The organism is Endozoicomonas sp. ALD068 (assembly GCF_049310145.1).
In the GTDB taxonomy this organism is placed as follows: domain Bacteria; phylum Pseudomonadota; class Gammaproteobacteria; order Pseudomonadales; family Endozoicomonadaceae; genus Endozoicomonas_A.
This window is the reverse complement of sequence record NZ_JBLYNU010000004.1, coordinates 3204592-3222500: the sequence shown is the minus strand read 5'-3', so window position 1 is coordinate 3222500 and position 17909 is coordinate 3204592. Positions and strand designations below refer to the sequence as shown.

18 protein-coding genes, 2 rRNA genes and 2 pseudogenes (1 of these 22 running past the window's edge) are annotated in these 17909 nt (G+C 45.1%); 8 read left to right on the top strand and 14 right to left on the bottom strand.

What is annotated here, in order from left to right; genetic code table 11:
- Positions 1 to 3103 (top strand): 23S ribosomal RNA (locus ACO6V5_RS10995) (it extends 379 nt beyond the left edge of the window).
- Between the two features lie 217 nt (positions 3104 to 3320).
- A 5S ribosomal RNA gene (gene rrf / locus ACO6V5_RS10990) occupies positions 3321 to 3436 on the top strand.
- A gap of 56 nt (positions 3437 to 3492) precedes the next feature.
- Here the strand turns inward: rrf and ACO6V5_RS10985 are convergent.
- Entirely contained in the window at positions 3493 to 4041 is a 549-nt protein-coding gene (locus ACO6V5_RS10985; RefSeq protein ID WP_422133013.1) for a sugar transferase, read from the bottom strand.
- Between the two features lie 396 nt (positions 4042 to 4437).
- On the opposite strand from ACO6V5_RS10985, the gene ACO6V5_RS10980 reads away from it, so the two are divergent.
- The 6 genes from ACO6V5_RS10980 (at position 4438) to ACO6V5_RS10955 (ending at position 9495) form a co-directional block, all read left to right on the top strand.
- Positions 4438 to 4698, top strand: a complete 261-nt coding sequence (locus ACO6V5_RS10980) for a PIN domain-containing protein (protein WP_422133014.1) — start codon at positions 4438 to 4440, stop codon at positions 4696 to 4698.
- Between the two features lie 382 nt (positions 4699 to 5080).
- On the top strand, positions 5081 to 6406 hold the full coding sequence (gene ltrA, locus ACO6V5_RS10975) for a group II intron reverse transcriptase/maturase (RefSeq protein ID WP_422409380.1): 1326 nt from the start codon (positions 5081 to 5083) through the stop codon (positions 6404 to 6406).
- Positions 6407 to 6978: 572 nt separating this feature from the next.
- Positions 6979 to 8226 carry a group II intron reverse transcriptase/maturase gene (ltrA, locus tag ACO6V5_RS10970; RefSeq protein WP_422133016.1) on the top strand — a complete coding sequence of 416 codons (1248 nt, stop codon included), beginning with the start codon at positions 6979 to 6981 and terminating at the stop codon, positions 8224 to 8226.
- A 206-nt stretch (positions 8227 to 8432) separates the two neighbouring features.
- Positions 8433 to 8651 carry a toxin-antitoxin system HicB family antitoxin gene (locus tag ACO6V5_RS10965; protein ID WP_422133017.1) on the top strand — a complete coding sequence of 73 codons (219 nt, stop codon included), beginning with the start codon at positions 8433 to 8435 and terminating at the stop codon, positions 8649 to 8651.
- 308 nt (positions 8652 to 8959) lie between these two features.
- Positions 8960 to 9181, top strand: coding sequence for a hypothetical protein (locus ACO6V5_RS10960; RefSeq protein WP_422133018.1), 222 nt, complete (start codon positions 8960 to 8962; stop codon positions 9179 to 9181).
- The gene (locus ACO6V5_RS10955; RefSeq protein ID WP_422133019.1) at positions 9154 to 9495 is read left to right on the top strand and encodes a type II toxin-antitoxin system PemK/MazF family toxin; all 342 of its coding nucleotides are present in this window, start codon (positions 9154 to 9156) and stop codon (positions 9493 to 9495) included. Before ACO6V5_RS10960 ends, ACO6V5_RS10955 begins: the two co-directional genes overlap by 28 nt.
- Positions 9496 to 9528: 33 nt before the next feature.
- Here ACO6V5_RS10955 and ACO6V5_RS10950 read toward each other — a convergent pair.
- From ACO6V5_RS10950 to rfbF, 13 genes and pseudogenes are all read right to left on the bottom strand, one after another.
- Positions 9529 to 9754: pseudogene (locus ACO6V5_RS10950) on the bottom strand (transposase); the annotation flags it as partial.
- Positions 9755 to 9766: 12 nt separating this feature from the next.
- Positions 9767 to 9883, bottom strand: a pseudogene (locus tag ACO6V5_RS10945) (transposase family protein); the annotation flags it as partial.
- A gap of 313 nt (positions 9884 to 10196) precedes the next feature.
- Complete coding sequence (locus ACO6V5_RS10940; protein ID WP_422133020.1) at positions 10197 to 10460, bottom strand: PIN domain-containing protein; 264 nt, start codon at positions 10458 to 10460, stop codon at positions 10197 to 10199.
- Positions 10457 to 10681: an AbrB/MazE/SpoVT family DNA-binding domain-containing protein gene (locus ACO6V5_RS10935; RefSeq protein WP_422133021.1), complete on the bottom strand. Its 225-nt coding sequence runs from the start codon at positions 10679 to 10681 to the stop codon at positions 10457 to 10459. Before ACO6V5_RS10935 ends, ACO6V5_RS10940 begins: the two co-directional genes overlap by 4 nt.
- 288 nt (positions 10682 to 10969) lie before the next feature.
- Positions 10970 to 11107 (bottom strand): sugar transferase, encoded by a 138-nt coding sequence (locus tag ACO6V5_RS10930; protein ID WP_422133022.1) that lies wholly within the window; start codon positions 11105 to 11107, stop codon positions 10970 to 10972.
- A 153-nt stretch (positions 11108 to 11260) separates the two neighbouring features.
- Positions 11261 to 12163: an NAD-dependent epimerase/dehydratase family protein gene (locus tag ACO6V5_RS10925; protein ID WP_422133023.1), complete on the bottom strand. Its 903-nt coding sequence runs from the start codon at positions 12161 to 12163 to the stop codon at positions 11261 to 11263.
- On the bottom strand, positions 12163 to 12930 hold the full coding sequence (locus tag ACO6V5_RS10920) for a DUF1698 domain-containing protein (protein ID WP_422409385.1): 768 nt from the start codon (positions 12928 to 12930) through the stop codon (positions 12163 to 12165). The genes ACO6V5_RS10925 and ACO6V5_RS10920 overlap by 1 nt, the downstream gene beginning before the upstream one ends.
- Before the next feature lie 218 nt (positions 12931 to 13148).
- Positions 13149 to 13484: a hypothetical protein gene (locus ACO6V5_RS10915; RefSeq protein ID WP_422133025.1), complete on the bottom strand. Its 336-nt coding sequence runs from the start codon at positions 13482 to 13484 to the stop codon at positions 13149 to 13151.
- On the bottom strand, positions 13477 to 14013 hold the full coding sequence (locus tag ACO6V5_RS10910; protein ID WP_422409387.1) for a hypothetical protein: 537 nt from the start codon (positions 14011 to 14013) through the stop codon (positions 13477 to 13479). The genes ACO6V5_RS10915 and ACO6V5_RS10910 overlap by 8 nt, the downstream gene beginning before the upstream one ends.
- A 269-nt stretch (positions 14014 to 14282) precedes the next feature.
- Positions 14283 to 15509 carry a methyltransferase domain-containing protein gene (locus tag ACO6V5_RS10905; RefSeq protein ID WP_422133027.1) on the bottom strand — a complete coding sequence of 409 codons (1227 nt, stop codon included), beginning with the start codon at positions 15507 to 15509 and terminating at the stop codon, positions 14283 to 14285.
- Complete coding sequence (locus ACO6V5_RS10900; protein WP_422133028.1) at positions 15506 to 16075, bottom strand: dTDP-4-dehydrorhamnose 3,5-epimerase family protein; 570 nt, start codon at positions 16073 to 16075, stop codon at positions 15506 to 15508. The genes ACO6V5_RS10905 and ACO6V5_RS10900 overlap by 4 nt, the downstream gene beginning before the upstream one ends.
- Positions 16056 to 17135, bottom strand: a complete 1080-nt coding sequence (gene rfbG, locus ACO6V5_RS10895) for a CDP-glucose 4,6-dehydratase (RefSeq protein WP_422409389.1) — start codon at positions 17133 to 17135, stop codon at positions 16056 to 16058. The genes ACO6V5_RS10900 and rfbG overlap by 20 nt, the downstream gene beginning before the upstream one ends.
- Positions 17132 to 17905, bottom strand: coding sequence for a glucose-1-phosphate cytidylyltransferase (gene rfbF, locus ACO6V5_RS10890; RefSeq protein ID WP_422133030.1), 774 nt, complete (start codon positions 17903 to 17905; stop codon positions 17132 to 17134). Before rfbF ends, rfbG begins: the two co-directional genes overlap by 4 nt.
- Between the last annotated feature and the right edge of the window lie 4 nt (positions 17906 to 17909).

Sequence of the window (17909 nt, the reverse complement as noted above, 5' to 3'; positions counted from 1 at the left end):
AAATGTTGTCTGAACCGTCTTTTCGGAGACAAGGGGGGACCATCCTCCAAGGCTAAATACTCCTGACTGACCGATAGTGAACCAGTACCGTGAGGGAAAGGCGAAAAGAACCCCGTTGAGGGGAGTGAAATAGAACCTGAAACCGTGTACGTACAAGCAGTGGGAGTCAGTGGTCAGTTGTCAGTTGTCAGTTGCCAGTAGGCAAGCGACAGCAGATGACTGATTACCAGGTCGTCAAGTTGGAAAATACGGGCAGATTTGCAGAGGTGTTGAAATTGACGCTGAACAAAACTGACCACCGACAACTGACAACTGGCCACTGATGACTGCGTACCTTTTGTATAATGGGTCAGCGACTTATTTTCTGTGGCAAGGTTAACCGTATAGGGAAGCCGTAGCGAAAGCGAGTCTTAACAGGGCGTCCAGTCGCAGTGAATAGACCCGAAACCGGGCGATCTATCCATGAGCAGGTTGAAGATCAGGTAACACTGATTGGAGGACCGAACCCACTGTCGTTGAAAAGCCAGGGGATGACTTGTGGATAGGAGTGAAAGGCTAATCAAGCCCGGAGATAGCTGGTTCTCCTCGAAAGCTATTTAGGTAGCGCCTCGTGTCTCACCATCGGGGGTAGAGCACTGTTTGGGCTAGGGGGCCATCCCGGCTTACCAACCCCATGCAAACTCCGAATACCGATGAGTGCAATCACGGGAGACACACGGCGGGTGCTAACGTCCGTCGTGGAAAGGGAAACAACCCAGACCGTCAGCTAAGGTCCCAAAGTAATAGTTAAGTGGGAAACGATGTGAGAAGGCCCAGACAGCCAGGAGGTTGGCTTAGAAGCAGCCACCCTTTAAAGAAAGCGTAATAGCTCACTGGTCGAGTCGGCTCGCGCGGAAGATGTAACGGGGCTCAAACTATTCACCGAAGCTACGGGGTTCAGTTGTCAGTTTACAGTTGTCAGTTGGCAGTATGAGAAGTAAGTATGCAGCGATTTGAAGATTTAGAAGTATTTCAATGGGCCTATAAGCTTTCTTTGAAAGTTCACAAGCTCTCGCTGGAATTTCCGAGAATTGAACAAATGCATGGACTTGCTGATCAGATGCGCAGAGCCAGTAAAGGAATCTGTGCAAATATTGCTGAAGGACATGGGAAACTGATCATCTCAAAAGCAGAGTTTCGAAGGTTCATATTGATGGCTATCGGATCATCTGACGAAATGAGAGTTTGGTTAAGGTACTGCCTTGATCTCAATTACATTGACGATCAGCAATGGCAAGACCTCAAAACCGAATACAACCAAGTCAGTAAGATGTTGGTTAGTTTGCACAAGAGTTTTAAATAACTCAGTTCAAACTGACAACCGACAACTGCAAACTGACAACTGAACCGGTAGAGGAGCGTTCTGTAAGCCGTTGAAGGTTCACCGGAAGGTGGGCTGGAGGTATCAGAAGTGCGAATGCTGACATGAGTAACGATAAAGGGAGTGAGAGGCTCCCTCGCCGGAAGACCAAGGGTTCCTGCGCAACGCTAATCGGCGCAGGGTGAGTCGGCCCCTAAGGTGAGGTCGAAAGACGTAATCGATGGGAAACAGGTTAATATTCCTGTACCCCTTTTGACTGCGATGGAGTGACGGAGAAGGCTAGGCCGGCAGGGCGATGGTTGTCCCTGTTTAAGGTCGTAGGCTGTGGACCCAGGCAAATCCGGGTTCACAAAGCCGAGAACTGATGACGAACCCACCAAGGTGGGGAAGTGGTTGATGCCAGGCTTCCAGGAAAACCTTCTAAGCTTCAGGTCAAGAGGGACCGTACCCGAAACCGACACAGGTGGTCAGGTAGAGAATACCAAGGCGCTTGAGAGAACCTGGGTGAAGGAACTAGGCAAAATGGCACCGTAACTTCGGGAGAAGGTGCGCCAGCTTTGGTGATCGGGCTTGCCCCGTAAGCTGAGGCTGGTCGAAGATACCAGGTGGCTGCGACTGTTTATTAAAAACACAGCACTGTGCTAACACGTAAGTGGACGTATACGGTGTGACGCCTGCCCGGTGCTCGAAGGTTAATTGATGGGGTTATCTTCGGAGAAGCTCTTGATCGAAGCCCGAGTAAACGGCGGCCGTAACTATAACGGTCCTAAGGTAGCGAAATTCCTTGTCGGGTAAGTTCCGACCTGCACGAATGGCGTAACGATGGCCACGCTGTCTCCACCCAGGACTCAGTGAAATTGAAATCGCTGTTAAGATGCAGTGTATCCGCGGCTAGACGGAAAGACCCCGTGAACCTTTACTACAGCTTCACAGTGGATCTTGATGTTGCTTGTGTAGGATAGGTGGGAGGCTTTGAAGTGTGGACGCCAGTCTGCATGGAGCCAACCTTGAAATACCACCCTGGCAATATTGAGGTTCTAACCCAGGTCCTTTAGCAGGATCGGGGACATTGTGTGGTGGGTAGTTTGACTGGGGCGGTCTCCTCCCAAAGAGTAACGGAGGAGCACGAAGGTTGGCTAAGCACGGTCGGACATCGTGCGGTTAGTGTAATGGTACAAGCCAGCTTGACTGCGAGAGGTACATCTCGAGCAGGTACGAAAGTAGGTCATAGTGATCCGGTGGTTCTGAATGGAAGGGCCATCGCTCAACGGATAAAAGGTACTCCGGGGATAACAGGCTGATACCGCCCAAGAGTTCACATCGACGGCGGTGTTTGGCACCTCGATGTCGGCTCATCACATCCTGGGGCTGAAGCCGGTCCCAAGGGTATGGCTGTTCGCCATTTAAAGTGGTACGCGAGCTGGGTTTAGAACGTCGTGAGACAGTTCGGTCCCTATCTGCCGTGGACGTTGGAAGTTTGAGGAGAGCTGCTCCTAGTACGAGAGGACCGGAGTGGACGAACCACTGGTGTTCGGGTTGTGTCGCCAGACGCATTGCCCGGTAGCTAAGTTCGGACGGGATAACCGCTGAAAGCATCTAAGCGGGAAGCCCCCTTCAAGATGAGACTTCCCTGGCCGCAAGGCCCATAAGAGACGTTGAAGACTACGACGTTGATAGGCGGGATGTGTAAGCGTTGTGAGGCGTTGAGCTAACCCGTACTAATGACTCGAGAGGCTTGACCATATAACGCCAAAGCGATTTGCGCAGCGAAGCTGCCAGCAAAAGCTGGAAGCCTGAAGCTGGAAGCTTGAAGCCGTACACAGTGAACGAGAGTGTTGAGCAAGAATAGACGACACAGCTTAAAAGAGATTTGGATTCCAGAGCCTTAGTTTTCGAGAAACAGCTTCAAGCCTCCAGCTTCAAGCTTCCAGCTCGAGAGCCAACGGCTCGACCAGTTTTGCCTGGTGACCATAGAGCGTTGGAACCACCCGATCCCATCCCGAACTCGGAAGTGAAACGACACATCGCCGATGGTAGTGTGGGGCTTCCCCATGTGAGAGTAGGTCATCGCCAGGCATTGAATAAAGCAGAACCCCGGTTGAGAGATTGACCGGGGTTTTTGTTATTACTACTCATCGCACCCGGTCTCCCTGACCTTTCCCCGTCGCAGTCATCAAAATATATTTAAAATAATCCCGAAGAGTTAAGGATCGGATCATCTGGCTGTCTGTTCTGGCAAGCAGTTCAGGGGTGGACATATCAATCTGTCTGACTTGCGCAAGTCCGGTAAGGCCAGGCAACACATTATACACCCCGAGTTGTTCACGGGCTTCAATCAACTCTTGCTGATTAAAAAGATTAGGCCGTGGACCTACCAGACTCATATCGCCAACCAGAACATTCCATAGCTGTGGCAGTTCATCCAGCTTGGTTTTACGCAGGAATCGACCCAGTGGCGTAATGGATGAGGAAGGGACAAGATGACTGGCAACAGAGAAAGTATCCACTTGCATGGTACGGAACTTCACAAGCACAAACGGCTTTTTATAACGGCCAACCCGTTCCTGGCTGAACAGGGGAGAGCCGGTATCAAGAAGACCCATAATATAAATTACCAGAAGTAAAGGCGAGCTGAGAATTAGACCGAGTAGAGCCAGCAGGCAATCGAGGAAACGATACACTTCATTTTTTACCTGGAGAATAGGCCAAAACGGTAGCCCGAATACCCTGTTCGACAGGATAGGGCGGTTGCCAGCCTAAAAGGTGGATTGCCTTTGCAGGATCGACCCTGTAAATCACCAATCAGCTTGTCTGCATTTAAATCTGTAGACGATATGAGCTATTGTCTCGCAATATAATGTTTATTTTCTCATTCAGGATCGAATCATGAGTAAGGACGATTATTTAGATTATGGCCAACTTTCCAAGCTTGGTGAGGGTCACTGATAATAGAGAGTTGTGAAATCAAGTCGTGAGCATTCATGCTGAGGCCTTATCCTGATGTGTAGATATAAGACCATAGACGCATTAAAAAGAAAGCAAATATAAGCTACAGGCCAATAATTGAAGGGGCTTTCATGATTTTTCCATGGATGGGTAATAAACACCGCTTACCTATTGAGTCGGAACGTGAACAGGTGCTCAACGCGCTGCTAAGTATTACCCAGTGGGTTGAGATCTATTATCTCTGGCGGCCAAAATTACCAGACGAAGCTGATAATCACCTGGTAGAGCTGGCGATGGCTGGCGGTGCCAGCCATATCATCACGTGTGCCGAGCATGTCACACAGCTTGGGGGTGAAAGTCCCCTGTCCAGCCAGATGAGGGCGAAGGACTAGTGAAGCACAAGGTTTGTATCGTGAGGTGCAGGCTGAAGGCAGTGTGGAGCAAAACCGCGAGCCGACGAACAGAAATCAGATATGAGGCTGTTTGCGTGAGGACGAGTCAGCGTATGATGACGAAGTCCATACTCATCCGGACATTCAGGCAGTAGATCTGGCGGTTGTGCGGCGAAGGCGGTGTGACTTACCTCGGGAGGTCTGTGTGGTGTCTGATATTTCGGACTGAGGCCATCGTAAGGTGACTTGACCGCCACACAGAAGTCAGCAGATGGCATAGTAGCTGGCGTATGTCAGTGAAGGCCTGAACGGTACAGAGTGGTGAGTAGTTTCTGTTATTCGATACACTGGACGCAGACAAATCCAGCAAACACTGGAACTCATGCCAAGTGGTCACGGCGGAACCGGAGGCTGCAAGGCTATGAGGGCTGAGGTCGTGTCGGTATCACAGGATTACGAAAGCCCGGCGGGTGGTACGAGCCTGATGGAACGTATCGCCAACCCCAATAATTTAACAAGAGCCTTTCAGCGAGTTAAACGCAATAAAGGCGCAGCAGGCATCGACCGCATGACAGTGGAAGGGTTGTACACCCATCTACAAGAACATGGTCATGAACTGCGGCAATGTCTTTTGCAGGGAGAATGGCGTCCTGCTCCCGTAAGGCGAGTACTGATTCCCAAACCGGACGGAGGAGAAAGGCAGTTGGGTATACCAATCGCCTTAGACCGAATGGTGCAGCAAGCGATACAGCAAGTATTGCAGGCCGAGTGGGAACCAAGGTTCTCAGCCTTCAGTTACGGATTCAGGCCGAACCGGTCAGCACATCAGGCGATTAATCAGGCTCAGTCGTATATCCGAGAAGGATATAGCTGGGTTGTGGACATTGACCTGTCGAAATTCTTCGATCGGGTTAACCATGATCGACTGATGGCAAAGCTGGCAGTTCACACAGATGACAAGGATGTATTACGTTTAATTCGACGATTCCTACAGTCCGGAGTGATGGAGAACGGGCTGGTAAAACCGCAGACCGAAGGAGTGCCTCAGGGAGGGCCGCTCTCACCTGTGTTGTCTAACATCGTACTGGATGAACTCGATAAAGAGTTAGAAAAGCGTGATTTACGGTTTGTACGTTACGCTGACGACTGTCGGGTGTTTGTGCGAAGCCAGAAAGCAGGCGAGAGAGTGATGGCAAGTTTGACTCGTTACATCGAAAGCAAGCTGAAGCTAAAAGTCAACGTTGCGAAAAGTGCAGTTGACAAGGCATGGAGGCGGGCGTTCCTGGGATACAGCTTTACCAGAGATGGCAGGAAGAAGCTGGCAGATAAAACCTGCAAGCGGTTCAGGGACAAGGTCAAACAACTAACCCGCAAAGGCGGGCGGTCACTGGAGCAGAGATTGGAGTTTCTGAATCGCTACTTACGGGGCTGGAAGAACTACTTTCGAGAAGTTGAAACCCGTTCGGAGTTTGAAAACTTTGACTGCTGGATCAGGCGACGATTGAGAAGTTTGCTCTGGTATCAATGGAAGAAAAGCCCGAAGCGATATGCGGAGCTAAGAAGGCGAGGAGTCAGTGATGAGCTGACGAGGCAGACAGTAGGGTCGAGCAAAGGGTACTGGCGGATAAGCCGGAGTCCTGCGCTGCACTTAGCATTGCCGAATAGTTGGTTCGATGAATTAGGTTTGATTAGATTATTGGCTGCTTAACTGACCGAAACGCCCAGTACGGACCCGTATGCTGGGTGTTGGTGTGTCATGAGAACAGAGTCGGTCTGTTCGTAACTGTAATTGAGATGGAGGCAGGCCCTCCGGTGGCGGCTTCTGGAAGCGACCACCAAACCACTGTGAGCTGCGCTGATTAAGAGTCAGGGTGGTGAGCGTCACAGAAAAGACGCAACAAGATTGCGTCAGGTATGACTTCGGGAGATGAACGCAAGTGAACCATTGATGACGTGTCGTAAGCGTATACGTTGGCATCAAAAGTGAGGGGCACCACTACCTCATGATAAGTTCAGGAGTTATCCAGTTACTGCCTGAGCGGTGTCCGGCACAAAGATGGCATGAACCGATTTCAGGCTCTTTTATGGAACATGAGAACCTGTCGCTCTGGTGTTAAGGGAGCCAGCCAAGCTGTCAAACAGCAAGGCTCTGAGTACCAATACAGGGCACAGGGGCGGATCAGCTCGTAGTAGCGATGAAGTACCTGTAATGGGTATGGAGCGAAGGGGCTGACTTATCCAGCGGAAGGAGTAGATCAACCAACTTTATGGGATGAATCTATGACTGATGCAAAACCGTTCACAATTTCGAAAAGGCTTGTCTGGCAAGCCTGGCAGAAGGTGAAAGCCAACAAGGGAGCCGCAGGCATTGATGGTCAGTCGCTGGCTGACTTTGAAGCCAACCTGAGCGGCAACCTGTACAAACTATGGAACAGGATGTCATCGGGAAGTTACTTTCCTCCCCCCGTCATGCGTGTAGACATCGACAAGAAAGGTGGAGGCACGAGACCGCTGGGAGTACCGACAGTAGCGGATCGCATAGCCCAAACGGTGGTCAAGTTGATCGTGGAGCCATTAGTGGAACCTGTCTTTCATGAAAACTCCTATGGCTACCGGCCTAACCGAAATGCTCATCAGGCACTGGCGGTTGCGCGAAAGCGTTGCTGGCGGCGCGACTGGGTGATTGATCTCGATATAAAGGGATTCTTTGACAATCTGGATCATGAACTCATGATGAAAGCGGCGAGGCGCCACATTCAGGAACCTTGGGTACTGCTATACATAAAACGTTGGCTGGAAGCTCCTGTAGATGATGGCAGGGAGCAAGTTAAACGGATGAAGGGGACGCCGCAAGGGGGCGTGATTAGCCCACTGCTGGCGAACCTGTTTATGCATTATGCTTTTGATCTATGGCTCGAACGCAATATACGGCATGTCTGGTTTGAGAGGTATGCTGATGATGCGCTGATCCATTGTCGTACCAAACAGGAAGCGGAGTCAGTACTGGAGCAGGTCAGGCAGAGGTTGAAAGACTGCGGCCTGACATTGCATCCGGAAAAGACGAAGCTGGTCTACTGCATGGATGAAGACCGACCGGAAAAGCATGAAAACACGGCGTTTGACTTTTTGAGCTATACCTTTCGCCCACGGATGGCCAGAAACCGGTACGGGAAGTTCTTTGTCAGCTTTCTCCCGGCGATAAGCAAGGCTTCGGCTCAGCATATCCGGGACACTATCAGGGAGCTGGCAGTTCCCACCAAACGATCACTTTACTCGCTTGATGAGTTGGCAAAGTTGATCAATCCCTATGTACAGGGCTGGATCAATTACTATGGGAAATTCTACCCGTCGGAATTGAAGAAAGTTCTGAACTATGTGGAAGAAACACTGGTTCGCTGGGCTATGGGCAAATACAAGAAATTGAGGGGGCGAAAGAAGCGAGCTGCCCATTGTTTAGGGAGAGTCGCCAAGAAAGCCCCGTGGTTAATGGCACACTGGCGTATTGGTTGTGTGTCAGCGGCTGGATAAGAAGAGCCGTATGAGCTGAGAGGTTCAAGTACGGTTCCGTGAGCAGCTGAGGGGGAGGTTCCCTTGGTTGACTCGACTGGGAGGAGCGTAGCTGTGAGGCTAGGCCCTATCCCGATCAAGAACATTAAAGATGTTGGTCGCGGTGAACTGAGGTTTGACCACCTAACCATTTGTAATCCAGAAGACTTTATTAGGGAGATCAGGCAATGAGCGTACTTACCATTCGAATGACCGAAGAAAAACATGAACGCTTGAAGCAATTGGCCAAGTCCAGAAATATCAGTCTGAACAAATTGATGGATGAATTATCGACCATCGCCTTGGCAGAGTTTGATACCTATAACCGTTACCTGGTCAGAGCAGAATCAGGTAATCCAAAGGAAGCTCTGAAGGTTCTGGACAGGCTGGACAGTGAGTCACGGTAAAATCATGAAAGTACGTGCCTGGCCAGGACTGCAGCCGGATAGCATGTGCTCATAACAGCTTTCCTTTGCTTTCCCTTCAGGCCTGCTTTGAACGTTTTCGAACTGTTTAGTAGAGTGACTGTCTAAAGTCTGCCAAAATTTCTGCCCCGGCATTACTTCGAATTCGACACTCATCTTCTCTCATCGCACCATCAAGCTTCCTTTTTCACTTTTCTTAAAACATACCCTCGTTTTCCAGGTGTCAATAGCTTCCCCTCACTACAGAACTAAGCTATCGTTGATGAACCATTGATACAGGGAGCATGGATATGTTTCAGACATACAAAGCCACTGTAGACAGTAAGGGCAACCTCAAACTGCCAGATAATCTGGTATTGCCTTCAGGGTCTAACGTATTGATAACCATACTTGAGGAGTCACCCGGCCAGCGGGTTAATGATGAAGTGCTGTTAAGTGAACCGTCACTCGCAGCAGACTGGAATAAGCCAGATGAGGATGAAGCATGGGAATGCCTTCAGCAGGAACGATAGTCACTATCAATTTCCCGTTCTCCGACTTGTCGTCAACTAAACGCCGCCCGGCTCTTACACTTGCCAGCGTCGGAAAAGGTGATGTTATTCTCTGTCAGATCACCAGTAAAGCATACTCTGATCCGACAGCAATTGTTATCACTCCGAACGATTTCAACCAAGGAATCCTAGACCGTGAGAGCTTTGCGCGCCCGGGAAAGTTATTCACGGCACACCAAAGCATTATCTGCCAAGAAATCGCGACCATAAAAGCAGAGAAATTCAATGAAATTATTCATCGTTTACATCAAATTATTTCACGAAAAGTGCAATAACCCTTGAACTGAAAGTATCTGCCCAAGGAATAATCATGAAAGTGCCTGCCCAGCATGGACTTCAGCCAGATAGCGTGTACTCATCCATAGCGGCTTTCTTTTGTTTCCTCTTCAGACCTGCTTTGAAGGTTTTCGTGTTGTTCAGCAGATTGACTGCAATATGTCTAAAGCCTGCTAGAACTTCTGCTCCGACATTTCTTCGGATGCGATACTCGTCTTCTCTCATCGCAACATCAAGTTTCCAGTGAAGCTTATTCTCAGTCTTCTGCGCTGCAATGACAGCACAGATCGTCAGAAAAAGGATGTCTGTTAGCTTATGGTCAACTTTCCAAGCTTGGTGAGGGTCACTGATAATAGAGAGTTGTGAAATCAAGTCGTGAGCATTCATGCTGAGGCCTTATCCTGATGTGTAGATATAAGACCATAGCCGTATTAAAAAGAAAGCAAATGTAAGCTACAGGTCAATGATTTCAGCAGTTTTCATGATTTTTCCATGGCATTGAGCCCAATGGCTTCGGGTGCTTGCATGACTTTTTCCTAAGATAAGCTTATTAACTATTAGCGGGAGTTATCAATTTCAGGGTGGGAAAATAGCTTGAGAACTTACCATTATCCCGCGTTATTAGTTGAAAATTTGAGATCAACGCATGGGCTCCAATAAAGAAATCAGGCAATGGTGATATTCTTTTGCCTTTGTTCTTTCAATATTGAAGATAAACTTTACCTGCCAAGAACAATGCTTCTCGAGGGATTTCCAAAACTTTGATACCCATTTTAGTCAATGTTTCATCGACTTCTTCTGTTGTTTTAAAACCAATGGATATCTCTGTGTATACTACTGAGTTTATGAACAAGCTATTACTTTGACTGTATTGCTCGAGAATTTTCTCTGACCGATCAGCCCAATTTTTATCGTTAGTCAACAAGTCGAGTAGAACACAGGAATCGATCAGAATGCCATTCACGGCTCGCCTCTCGTAAGTCCCATAATTTCTTCAGTGCTCATTTGGGCTGATGCGATTCCCCTGAACCGGGCAAATCTTTTCTTTGTTTTTGGTTGATCTCTTTTTTCCAGATAGAATCTGCCATTTTCCTCAATAAATTCTATTTCACTACCCGGCAAAATCCCGAGTACCTCTCTTACTTCCCGAGGGATGCTAACTTGTCCTTTTGTAGATGCTCTCATGGTTTTCTATCTCCACCTTAAGGCAATACTAATATAGTCTTACCTTAAGGTGTGTACAACAGGAAAACCAGATTAAGTCCAACAACCTGTGATCAGGGAATTCTCACAAAGTAATTTTCACATTTCTGAATATCAAAACCACGGCAAAATCATGAAAGTGCCTGCCCAGCAAGGACTTCAGCCAGATAGCGTGTACTCATAGCTGCTTTCTTTTGTTTTTTCTTCATGCCTGCGTTGCACTTGCATGGTACGGAACTTCAAAAGAACAAACGGCTTTTTATAGCGGAGTTAACAGCGCCCAACTCGCTCTTGGCTGAACAAAGGAGAGCCATTATCGAAAAGACCCATAATATAAATCACCAGAAGCAGAGGTGATCCAACAATCAGACCTATTGACGCCAGCAGACAATCGAAAAAACGGTACACTTTATTCTTGACATTGCGAGTAGGCGGCGACGGTAGCTACCCATTAGAAAACACCGGCTGACCAGAATACGCAATCCCGCAGGCTTACTATTCAGCATGGAAAAATCAGGTAGTTATATGTCAACATTGTCAGTTTGAATTCGTATCGATTGATTATGAAAATTGCAGCTTCCACCAATCAATTGTTTCTTTTATCCTTTGTTGAAACGTTTCGGAAGGTTGCCATCCTAGTTCATCGTTAAGTCTGCGTGTATCGGCTACAAGAAGGGGTGGCTCTGTCGGTGAATTTGGCACTTTTCCAAACTGAATTAAATCTAGGCGGTCTAAAGAAGTACCTATATTGATGACCATTTCCCTAACTGATATTCCTCTTCCAGATGCAATATTGATAGGGCCTTGTAGATCAGATGTTATTAGAGTGACAAGAGCTGAGGCTACGTCTGCGACATGTAAAAAATCACGCACCTGGTTACCCTGGCTACATGCGGCAATTTGACCTCTTAATAGTGAAAGTGTAACTGATGAGATAAGCCTTGCCGGATGCTCGTGGGGCCCAAAAATGAAAAAAATACGCCCCCAAGCAGTACTTATCGCTGTCTCATGGCTGTAAGAACTCAATATATCTTGTAATGCATTCTTACACGTTCCGTAGAGGGTGCCTGGATTTAGTGGTGTAATATCTTCTGAGCACCAACCAAAACGCCAGTCGTATTCGGCGCAGGTACCCGTTATTACTACACGATGGCCACCATGTTCAGCAAAAGCCTGCAAAAGCTCAAGACTGGCACTAAGCCATTGTAGGTTCTCGGGTGTGGACCAAAACACATTTGGTTCTGCATTCCAAGCGAGGTGTAAAAGATAACTTGGTCGTACCAAACGAATGAGCCTTACTGCAGACCCTTTCTCAAGCAAATTGCACTTATGCCAAAAAATTTCATTATCTTCTCGTTCTTGACGTGTAGCAGCATGTATTTCAAAACCAGAGTCCTTTAGCAGTTTCAGACAGTAGCGACCTATGAAACCTGTAGCACCTGTTATGAGTATTTTCTTGCTCATTACTTTTTAGTGGCGATAGCTGTGAACTCTGGGCCATGGATATGATTTTCGCTACCAGACAAAATCTCTAACGTAAAGCCCAAAGAATCGAAGAGGCTGAACCAGCTCTCTAAATCCATCCAATAGGTATATGTGTTACCACCTCCGCAAAAACGAGGTATGTTGAGTGCCTTTGAATAGTTGTGTTTGTAGACAGTGCCTGTATAACCCTTGTAATTCATTATCTCCGCAACGTAAGAGAATCTATCACCATAAATAGACCTCACCTCACTCTCTTTAAAATAGTGAGACCATATACCAATTTTTTGTGTTTTATTAGATATTTTTACTATTGTTTCAATGGGATTCTTACAGTGATATATGACACCACATGCTAGAATCAAGTCATACATATTACAGTCATTTAAGTATTGGTCAAAATCCCCTAACATGTAAGACACGTTGTTCATTTCGAGTATTTCTTTGATAATTAAACATTTAAGATAAGCTCTGCTGTTTGCCTCAATTGCAGTAACACTTCTTGCTTTTAACTTTTTTGTTAGCATGTAAGAGTGCCCACCTTCCAATGGTCCTAATTCCAGAATATTGGCATTATTTAAACCGCCTACTTTGTTACAAATAAGATCAATTCTAACATCGTTAAAAAGATCAGCGGTGCCATGACTTTTTATATCTCCAGGAATAATACTTGACCATTCCCCATAAAATATATCTATCGCATTTTGTGATTTAGGATATGTCATGAAATACTCATCAAGTATTGTCATGTTAATTACCTTAGCTAGTAAATTGTTAGTCGTGGTATAGCTTTGACAACCCGAAGGCACCAGTCAACCAAATAAGTGAGTCGGCTGTCTATTTATGGTCAACTCAAAAGAAAGTACATGTACCCTAAAAATCACTTTCAACCACTAATCAGAACACAGACCTGTGGTTGATCTTGAACAGTAACACACAAACAATGATTCTCTAGAAACCATAAAATTCATTTTTCAATAATTGCAGTAAATTCAAATCTATTTTTCACTTGACCGCTAACATAAATATTTGAGAAACCAATAAAATCAAGATCAATCAGACTTTTTATAATATTGAAAAAACTTATTGGAGTAAATTGCCATGCATGAACATCAATATAATCTCCATTGCTTTTTTCATATTTATCTATCGCATCTTTAATACGTATACTATCAACCCATTGATAATCAGTGGTTTTCTGGACTCCTCTCCAATGCTCTACTGGATCATTGTGGGTTGTCATTGCCAAATGTTCTATAACCGAACCTACCGTATGGATTTTTCTCTTTTCATAATTAAGCATTAAAGATTTCTGATATTTTCGTTGGAGGCAGTGTAGCATCAAAACAAAAACTACAATGAGGAACAACTAAATAATATCTTCCTTTATCTGAAAGAAGATTGTACACCTCTTGTAAGTGAGAAATTAAGTCAGGTTGATGTTCAATATTATGAGATGAGAAAACACATTCAAACCTTGTTGCTATTTTGCTTAATGACAAATTATCTATTACATAATCAATTATTGGTATATCTTGAGTACTAAAACCAATGTCTCTTGCCCGTTTGATCAAGTCATCTGTATTTAAAACGTCTGCATATGAAAATGTATCTCCCTTTAACTGAGGTGTCGTAAAAGGGCCTATTTCCAATACTCTTTTATCATTACACAACACTGTAAGTTTCTCTCTCAAGCAATAAGGATTACATTCCCTGCCCTCGTAATATCCATATTGTGAGTAGTGCCGAGCTAACTTTCGATCATTAAAATGATTCAAATCATCATATTTTTTTCTATAAAAACCCACATCAAGATCAATGCAATCTATCATTGAAAATACCTCAGCAAGTTTTGTGACTCTTATTGGTGAACTCGTTGACTTAAAAAGAGAGTTATTTTTCCGTTGGGCTTCACTGATACTAATTCTATTGAGATTACCTTATTTTTAACGAACTTATTCGCAAGTTTCTCATCGTTACCATTATTTTTTAATTGCCGAAATGTGTGTTTGAGAAATCCACCTAAAATATATCTATCATACTTTTTTATTCTGGATACGCCATGAAAGACTTATCAATATCGCCATATTACATTTCTTTTCTAATAAATTGTTAATTGTGGTATGGCTGTAACAAATTGACAGCCCCAGTTATGCACATAAGAGAGTTGGTGCATTATTTCTGAGCGTAGATTCCAAGGCAGTATAATGATGTAATCAGGCTTAACATGATTTAATACATCTTCCTCAACTATTGGTATGCGACTACCTGGCATGTATTTTTGCTGTTTATTGGGGTTGCGATCGACAACGAATGGCAATAAGTCCTTTCGAACGCCAGCATAATTTAACAGTGTATTTCCCTTAGCTGCTGCACCATATGCCGCAACCGATTTTTTTTCACTCTTCGCCTTGATTAGAAATGATAAAAATTCATGTTTCACTCGGTCTGTTGTTTTTTGAAAATCTTGATAGAATTTCTTGTTATTTATCCCATGTTCATTTTCTATTGTCAGCAAGGAATTAACATTGTCAGAAATTGATTCACCACCTGTGTCTGAGCGTTGTGAGAATACCCTCAGGCTACCGCCATGAGTAGATAATTCTTCAACATCAAAAATAGTAAGGCCTGATCGTGTAAATATTTTTCTTACTGTGGTTAGGGTCAAGTATGAAAAGTGTTCATGATAAATAGTATCAAACTGGTTCTGATTAACCAGTTTTAAAAAGTGAGGAAACTCAAATGTAGCCACACCTTTAGGCTTGAGTAAAGATGTAAAACCTGCAATGAAATCGTTAATATCCGGTACATGAGCAAGAACATTGTTTGCTACGGTTAAATCTGCTTGTATACCCTTTTGAACAAGTTCATTTGCCAGCCTGATACCAAAGAATTTTTCAATAACTGGAATACCTCTTTTTCTAGCAGCACAGGCGGTGCTCGCTGTCGGCTCTATTCCGGTACAGGGTATCCCAGCCTCTTTAACATACTGCAACAGATAACCATCATTGGCTGCCACCTCAACAACATGGCTATTGCTATTTAGACGGAAGCGATCAATCATGTCATGCACATACTGCTTTGAATGCACTAACCAGCTGTCAGAAAAACTACTGAAATAAGCATATTCTGTGTCAAACAAGTCCTCAGCATCTGTAAAGTCCTCTGTCTGTACAAGCCAACATTTTTCGCATACTAAAACACGCAACGGAAACCATTTTTCAGGACCCTCCATGCTTACATTCGTCAAATAGGCGTTTGAGGGAGGTGAGCTACCCAAATCAACCAGTGATAAGACAAGGTCAGAGTTGCAATGCCGACATTTCAAATTTTTACACCTTTAAATTGACTAAGATCCAGCATGGGATGGCCTGAATCTTTGGCAGACATAGACTCTACATTATACGGCCAGTCAATAGCCAGTTTTTTGTCCAGTGGATTGAGACCATCCTCTGATTTTGGTTGATACAATGCTGTGTGAAGATAAAGCAATTCGCAATTTTCTGATAATGTTTGAAATCCGTGGGCAAATCCATCAGGGATGACAAGTGATTTCAGATTTCTCTCACTCAAAACTTCCCCATGCCATTTCAGAAATGTAGGAGAACCCATTCGAACATCGACAGCAACATCAAAAACCTCACCCCGAATACAACTAATAAATTTTGTTTCAGCGTTTGGTGGGTATTGAAAGTGCATCCCACGCACGGTGTATCTGGATTTCGTTAGAGTATGATTTATTTGCACGATGAATTTACCAGCTAGCACTGTCTTTAATTCCTCAGAGCAGAAAAACCTCTCAAAATAGCCTCTTCCATCCTCTAACAGTTTCCTTTGCAGAACTTTCAAGCCATCAATTTCGACAGAATGTATTTCAAAACGCGGCATCATCATGGCGTGACAAACTGGCTTCGTAGGTTTGAATCTGCTGCAAGCTTGCCCTATGCATGTTTTGGTTATTCTTCCAGGCAAGGTACCAATCAGAGGTCATATCAAGGGCTTGTGTCAAATTCCAACGTGGGTACCACTTAAGCTTTGATTTCGCCTTGGAAGTATCAAGTTTGAGCACTGCTGCTTCATGGGGTTGAAGAGTAGTGTCGTAAACCCAGCTGGTATCCGGATATTTGCGACCTAAATAATCAACTATCCAGGATACAGACCGTGCGTCGTCTTCATCAGGCCCAAAGTTCCAGCCTTCAGCCATATCCTGACAAGTATTATAAAGGGCTTCGGCAAGTAAGATGTAGCCACAAAGGGGTTCAAGCACGTGCTGCCAGGGTCGTATTGAGTTTGGCGAACGGACAGTCAATCTATGTCCAGCCTCAAAGGCTCTAAAAAAGTCAGGAATCAGCCTGTCAATTGCCCAATCTCCACCACCAATCACGTTGCCGGCCCTTGCACTTGCGACTTGAATACCTTGTTGTTGAAAAAAAGATCGCCGATAAGCTGCGGTCAAAAGTTCAGAACAAGCTTTGCTACTGGAATAGGGATCAAAACCACCCATAGGCTCATTTTCTCTGTAGGGCCAGACCCACTCCCTGTTTTCGTAACACTTATCTGAAGTAACATTGACAATCGCTCTCACACTCCCGGCCTTGCGAACTGCTTGAAATAAATTGACAGTGCCAAGAACATTCACGCTATATGTTTCTACCGGATCAATGTAAGACTGTCGAACAATAGGCTGTGCTGCCAGATGAAAAATTATTTCTGGTTTTATACTGCAAACCGTTGCTGTCAATTTTTCTGCATTACGCAAATCACCAATTTCATGACCAGTCAAGTAATTTTCTAATTTTGTTACGTAGAAAAAGTTTGGTTCCGTAGGCGGTTTTAGAGCATAGCCGTATATTTTTGCACCCATTTTCGACAACCAAAGAGTTAACCACCCACCTTTAAACCCTGTATGTCCTGTTAAGAAGACTCTTTTACCAGACCAGAATGACCTGTTCACTTCCATACCTTCCAGGGTGCTTTGCCTGTAACCCAGAGATCCTCTAGCAGTTTTTTTTCGCGGAGGGTATCCATTGGCTGCCAAAAACCTGAGTGAACATATGACATGAGCTCACCGTCAGCAGCCAAAGTCTTCAAAGGCTCTTCTTCCCATGTTGTTTGATCGCCATGAATGTAATCAAGGCATTTGGGGGACAAAATGAAAAAACCACCATTTATTGTGCAACCATCACCTCTAGGTTTTTCTGAAAAGCCGCATACACAAGAACCTTCCGTTTGAAGAGCTCCAAAACGACCGGGCGGCTGCACTGCCGCAACTGTTGCCAATTTACCATGGGATTGATGAAATGAAATTTCCTTGGCTATATCAATATCTGAAAGTCCATCGCCGTAAGTAAAACAAAAACTCTCCTCTCTCATAACATGTTCTTCTATTCGCTTTAATCTACCCCCGGTTAGTGTTTTTTCTCCAGTATCTACAAGAGTTACCAGCCAAGATTCTGCATTTTGCCTGTGTACTTTCATCTGATTAGATTTCATGTCGAAAGTAACGTCTGACATATGAAGAAAATAGTTGGCAAAATACTCCTTGATTAAATACCCTTTATAGCCACAGCAAATCACGAACTCATTAACACCATGCGCAGAATATATTTTCATTATGTGCCATAAGATAGGTTTTCCACCAATTCTGATCATTGGTTTTGGTTTTAAATTGGTTTCTTCGGAAATACGCGTACCAAAACCACCGGCAAGTATCACGGCTTTCATATGA

What these genes read in the sequence shown, in the direction of transcription:
- ltrA (WP_422409380.1), top strand. Translation starts at nt 5,081, where the DNA reads ATGCCAAGTGGTCACGGCGGAACCGGAGGCTGCAAGGCTATGAGGGCT.
- ACO6V5_RS10920 (WP_422409385.1), bottom strand. Translation starts at nt 12,930, where the DNA reads ATGACAATACTTGATGAGTATTTCATGACATATCCTAAATCACAAAAT.
- ltrA (WP_422133016.1), top strand. Translation starts at nt 6,979, where the DNA reads ATGACTGATGCAAAACCGTTCACAATTTCGAAAAGGCTTGTCTGGCAA.
- rfbF (WP_422133030.1), bottom strand. Translation starts at nt 17,905, where the DNA reads ATGAAAGCCGTGATACTTGCCGGTGGTTTTGGTACGCGTATTTCCGAA.
- ACO6V5_RS10915 (WP_422133025.1), bottom strand. Translation starts at nt 13,484, where the DNA reads ATGCTTAATTATGAAAAGAGAAAAATCCATACGGTAGGTTCGGTTATA.
- ACO6V5_RS10960 (WP_422133018.1), top strand. Translation starts at nt 8,960, where the DNA reads ATGTTTCAGACATACAAAGCCACTGTAGACAGTAAGGGCAACCTCAAA.
- ACO6V5_RS10935 (WP_422133021.1), bottom strand. Translation starts at nt 10,681, where the DNA reads ATGAGAGCATCTACAAAAGGACAAGTTAGCATCCCTCGGGAAGTAAGA.
- ACO6V5_RS10925 (WP_422133023.1), bottom strand. Translation starts at nt 12,163, where the DNA reads ATGAGCAAGAAAATACTCATAACAGGTGCTACAGGTTTCATAGGTCGC.
- ACO6V5_RS10980 (WP_422133014.1), top strand. Translation starts at nt 4,438, where the DNA reads ATGATTTTTCCATGGATGGGTAATAAACACCGCTTACCTATTGAGTCG.
- ACO6V5_RS10910 (WP_422409387.1), bottom strand. Translation starts at nt 14,013, where the DNA reads ATGATAGATTGCATTGATCTTGATGTGGGTTTTTATAGAAAAAAATAT.
- ACO6V5_RS10965 (WP_422133017.1), top strand. Translation starts at nt 8,433, where the DNA reads ATGAGCGTACTTACCATTCGAATGACCGAAGAAAAACATGAACGCTTG.
- ACO6V5_RS10900 (WP_422133028.1), bottom strand. Translation starts at nt 16,075, where the DNA reads ATGATGATGCCGCGTTTTGAAATACATTCTGTCGAAATTGATGGCTTG.
- ACO6V5_RS10955 (WP_422133019.1), top strand. Translation starts at nt 9,154, where the DNA reads ATGGGAATGCCTTCAGCAGGAACGATAGTCACTATCAATTTCCCGTTC.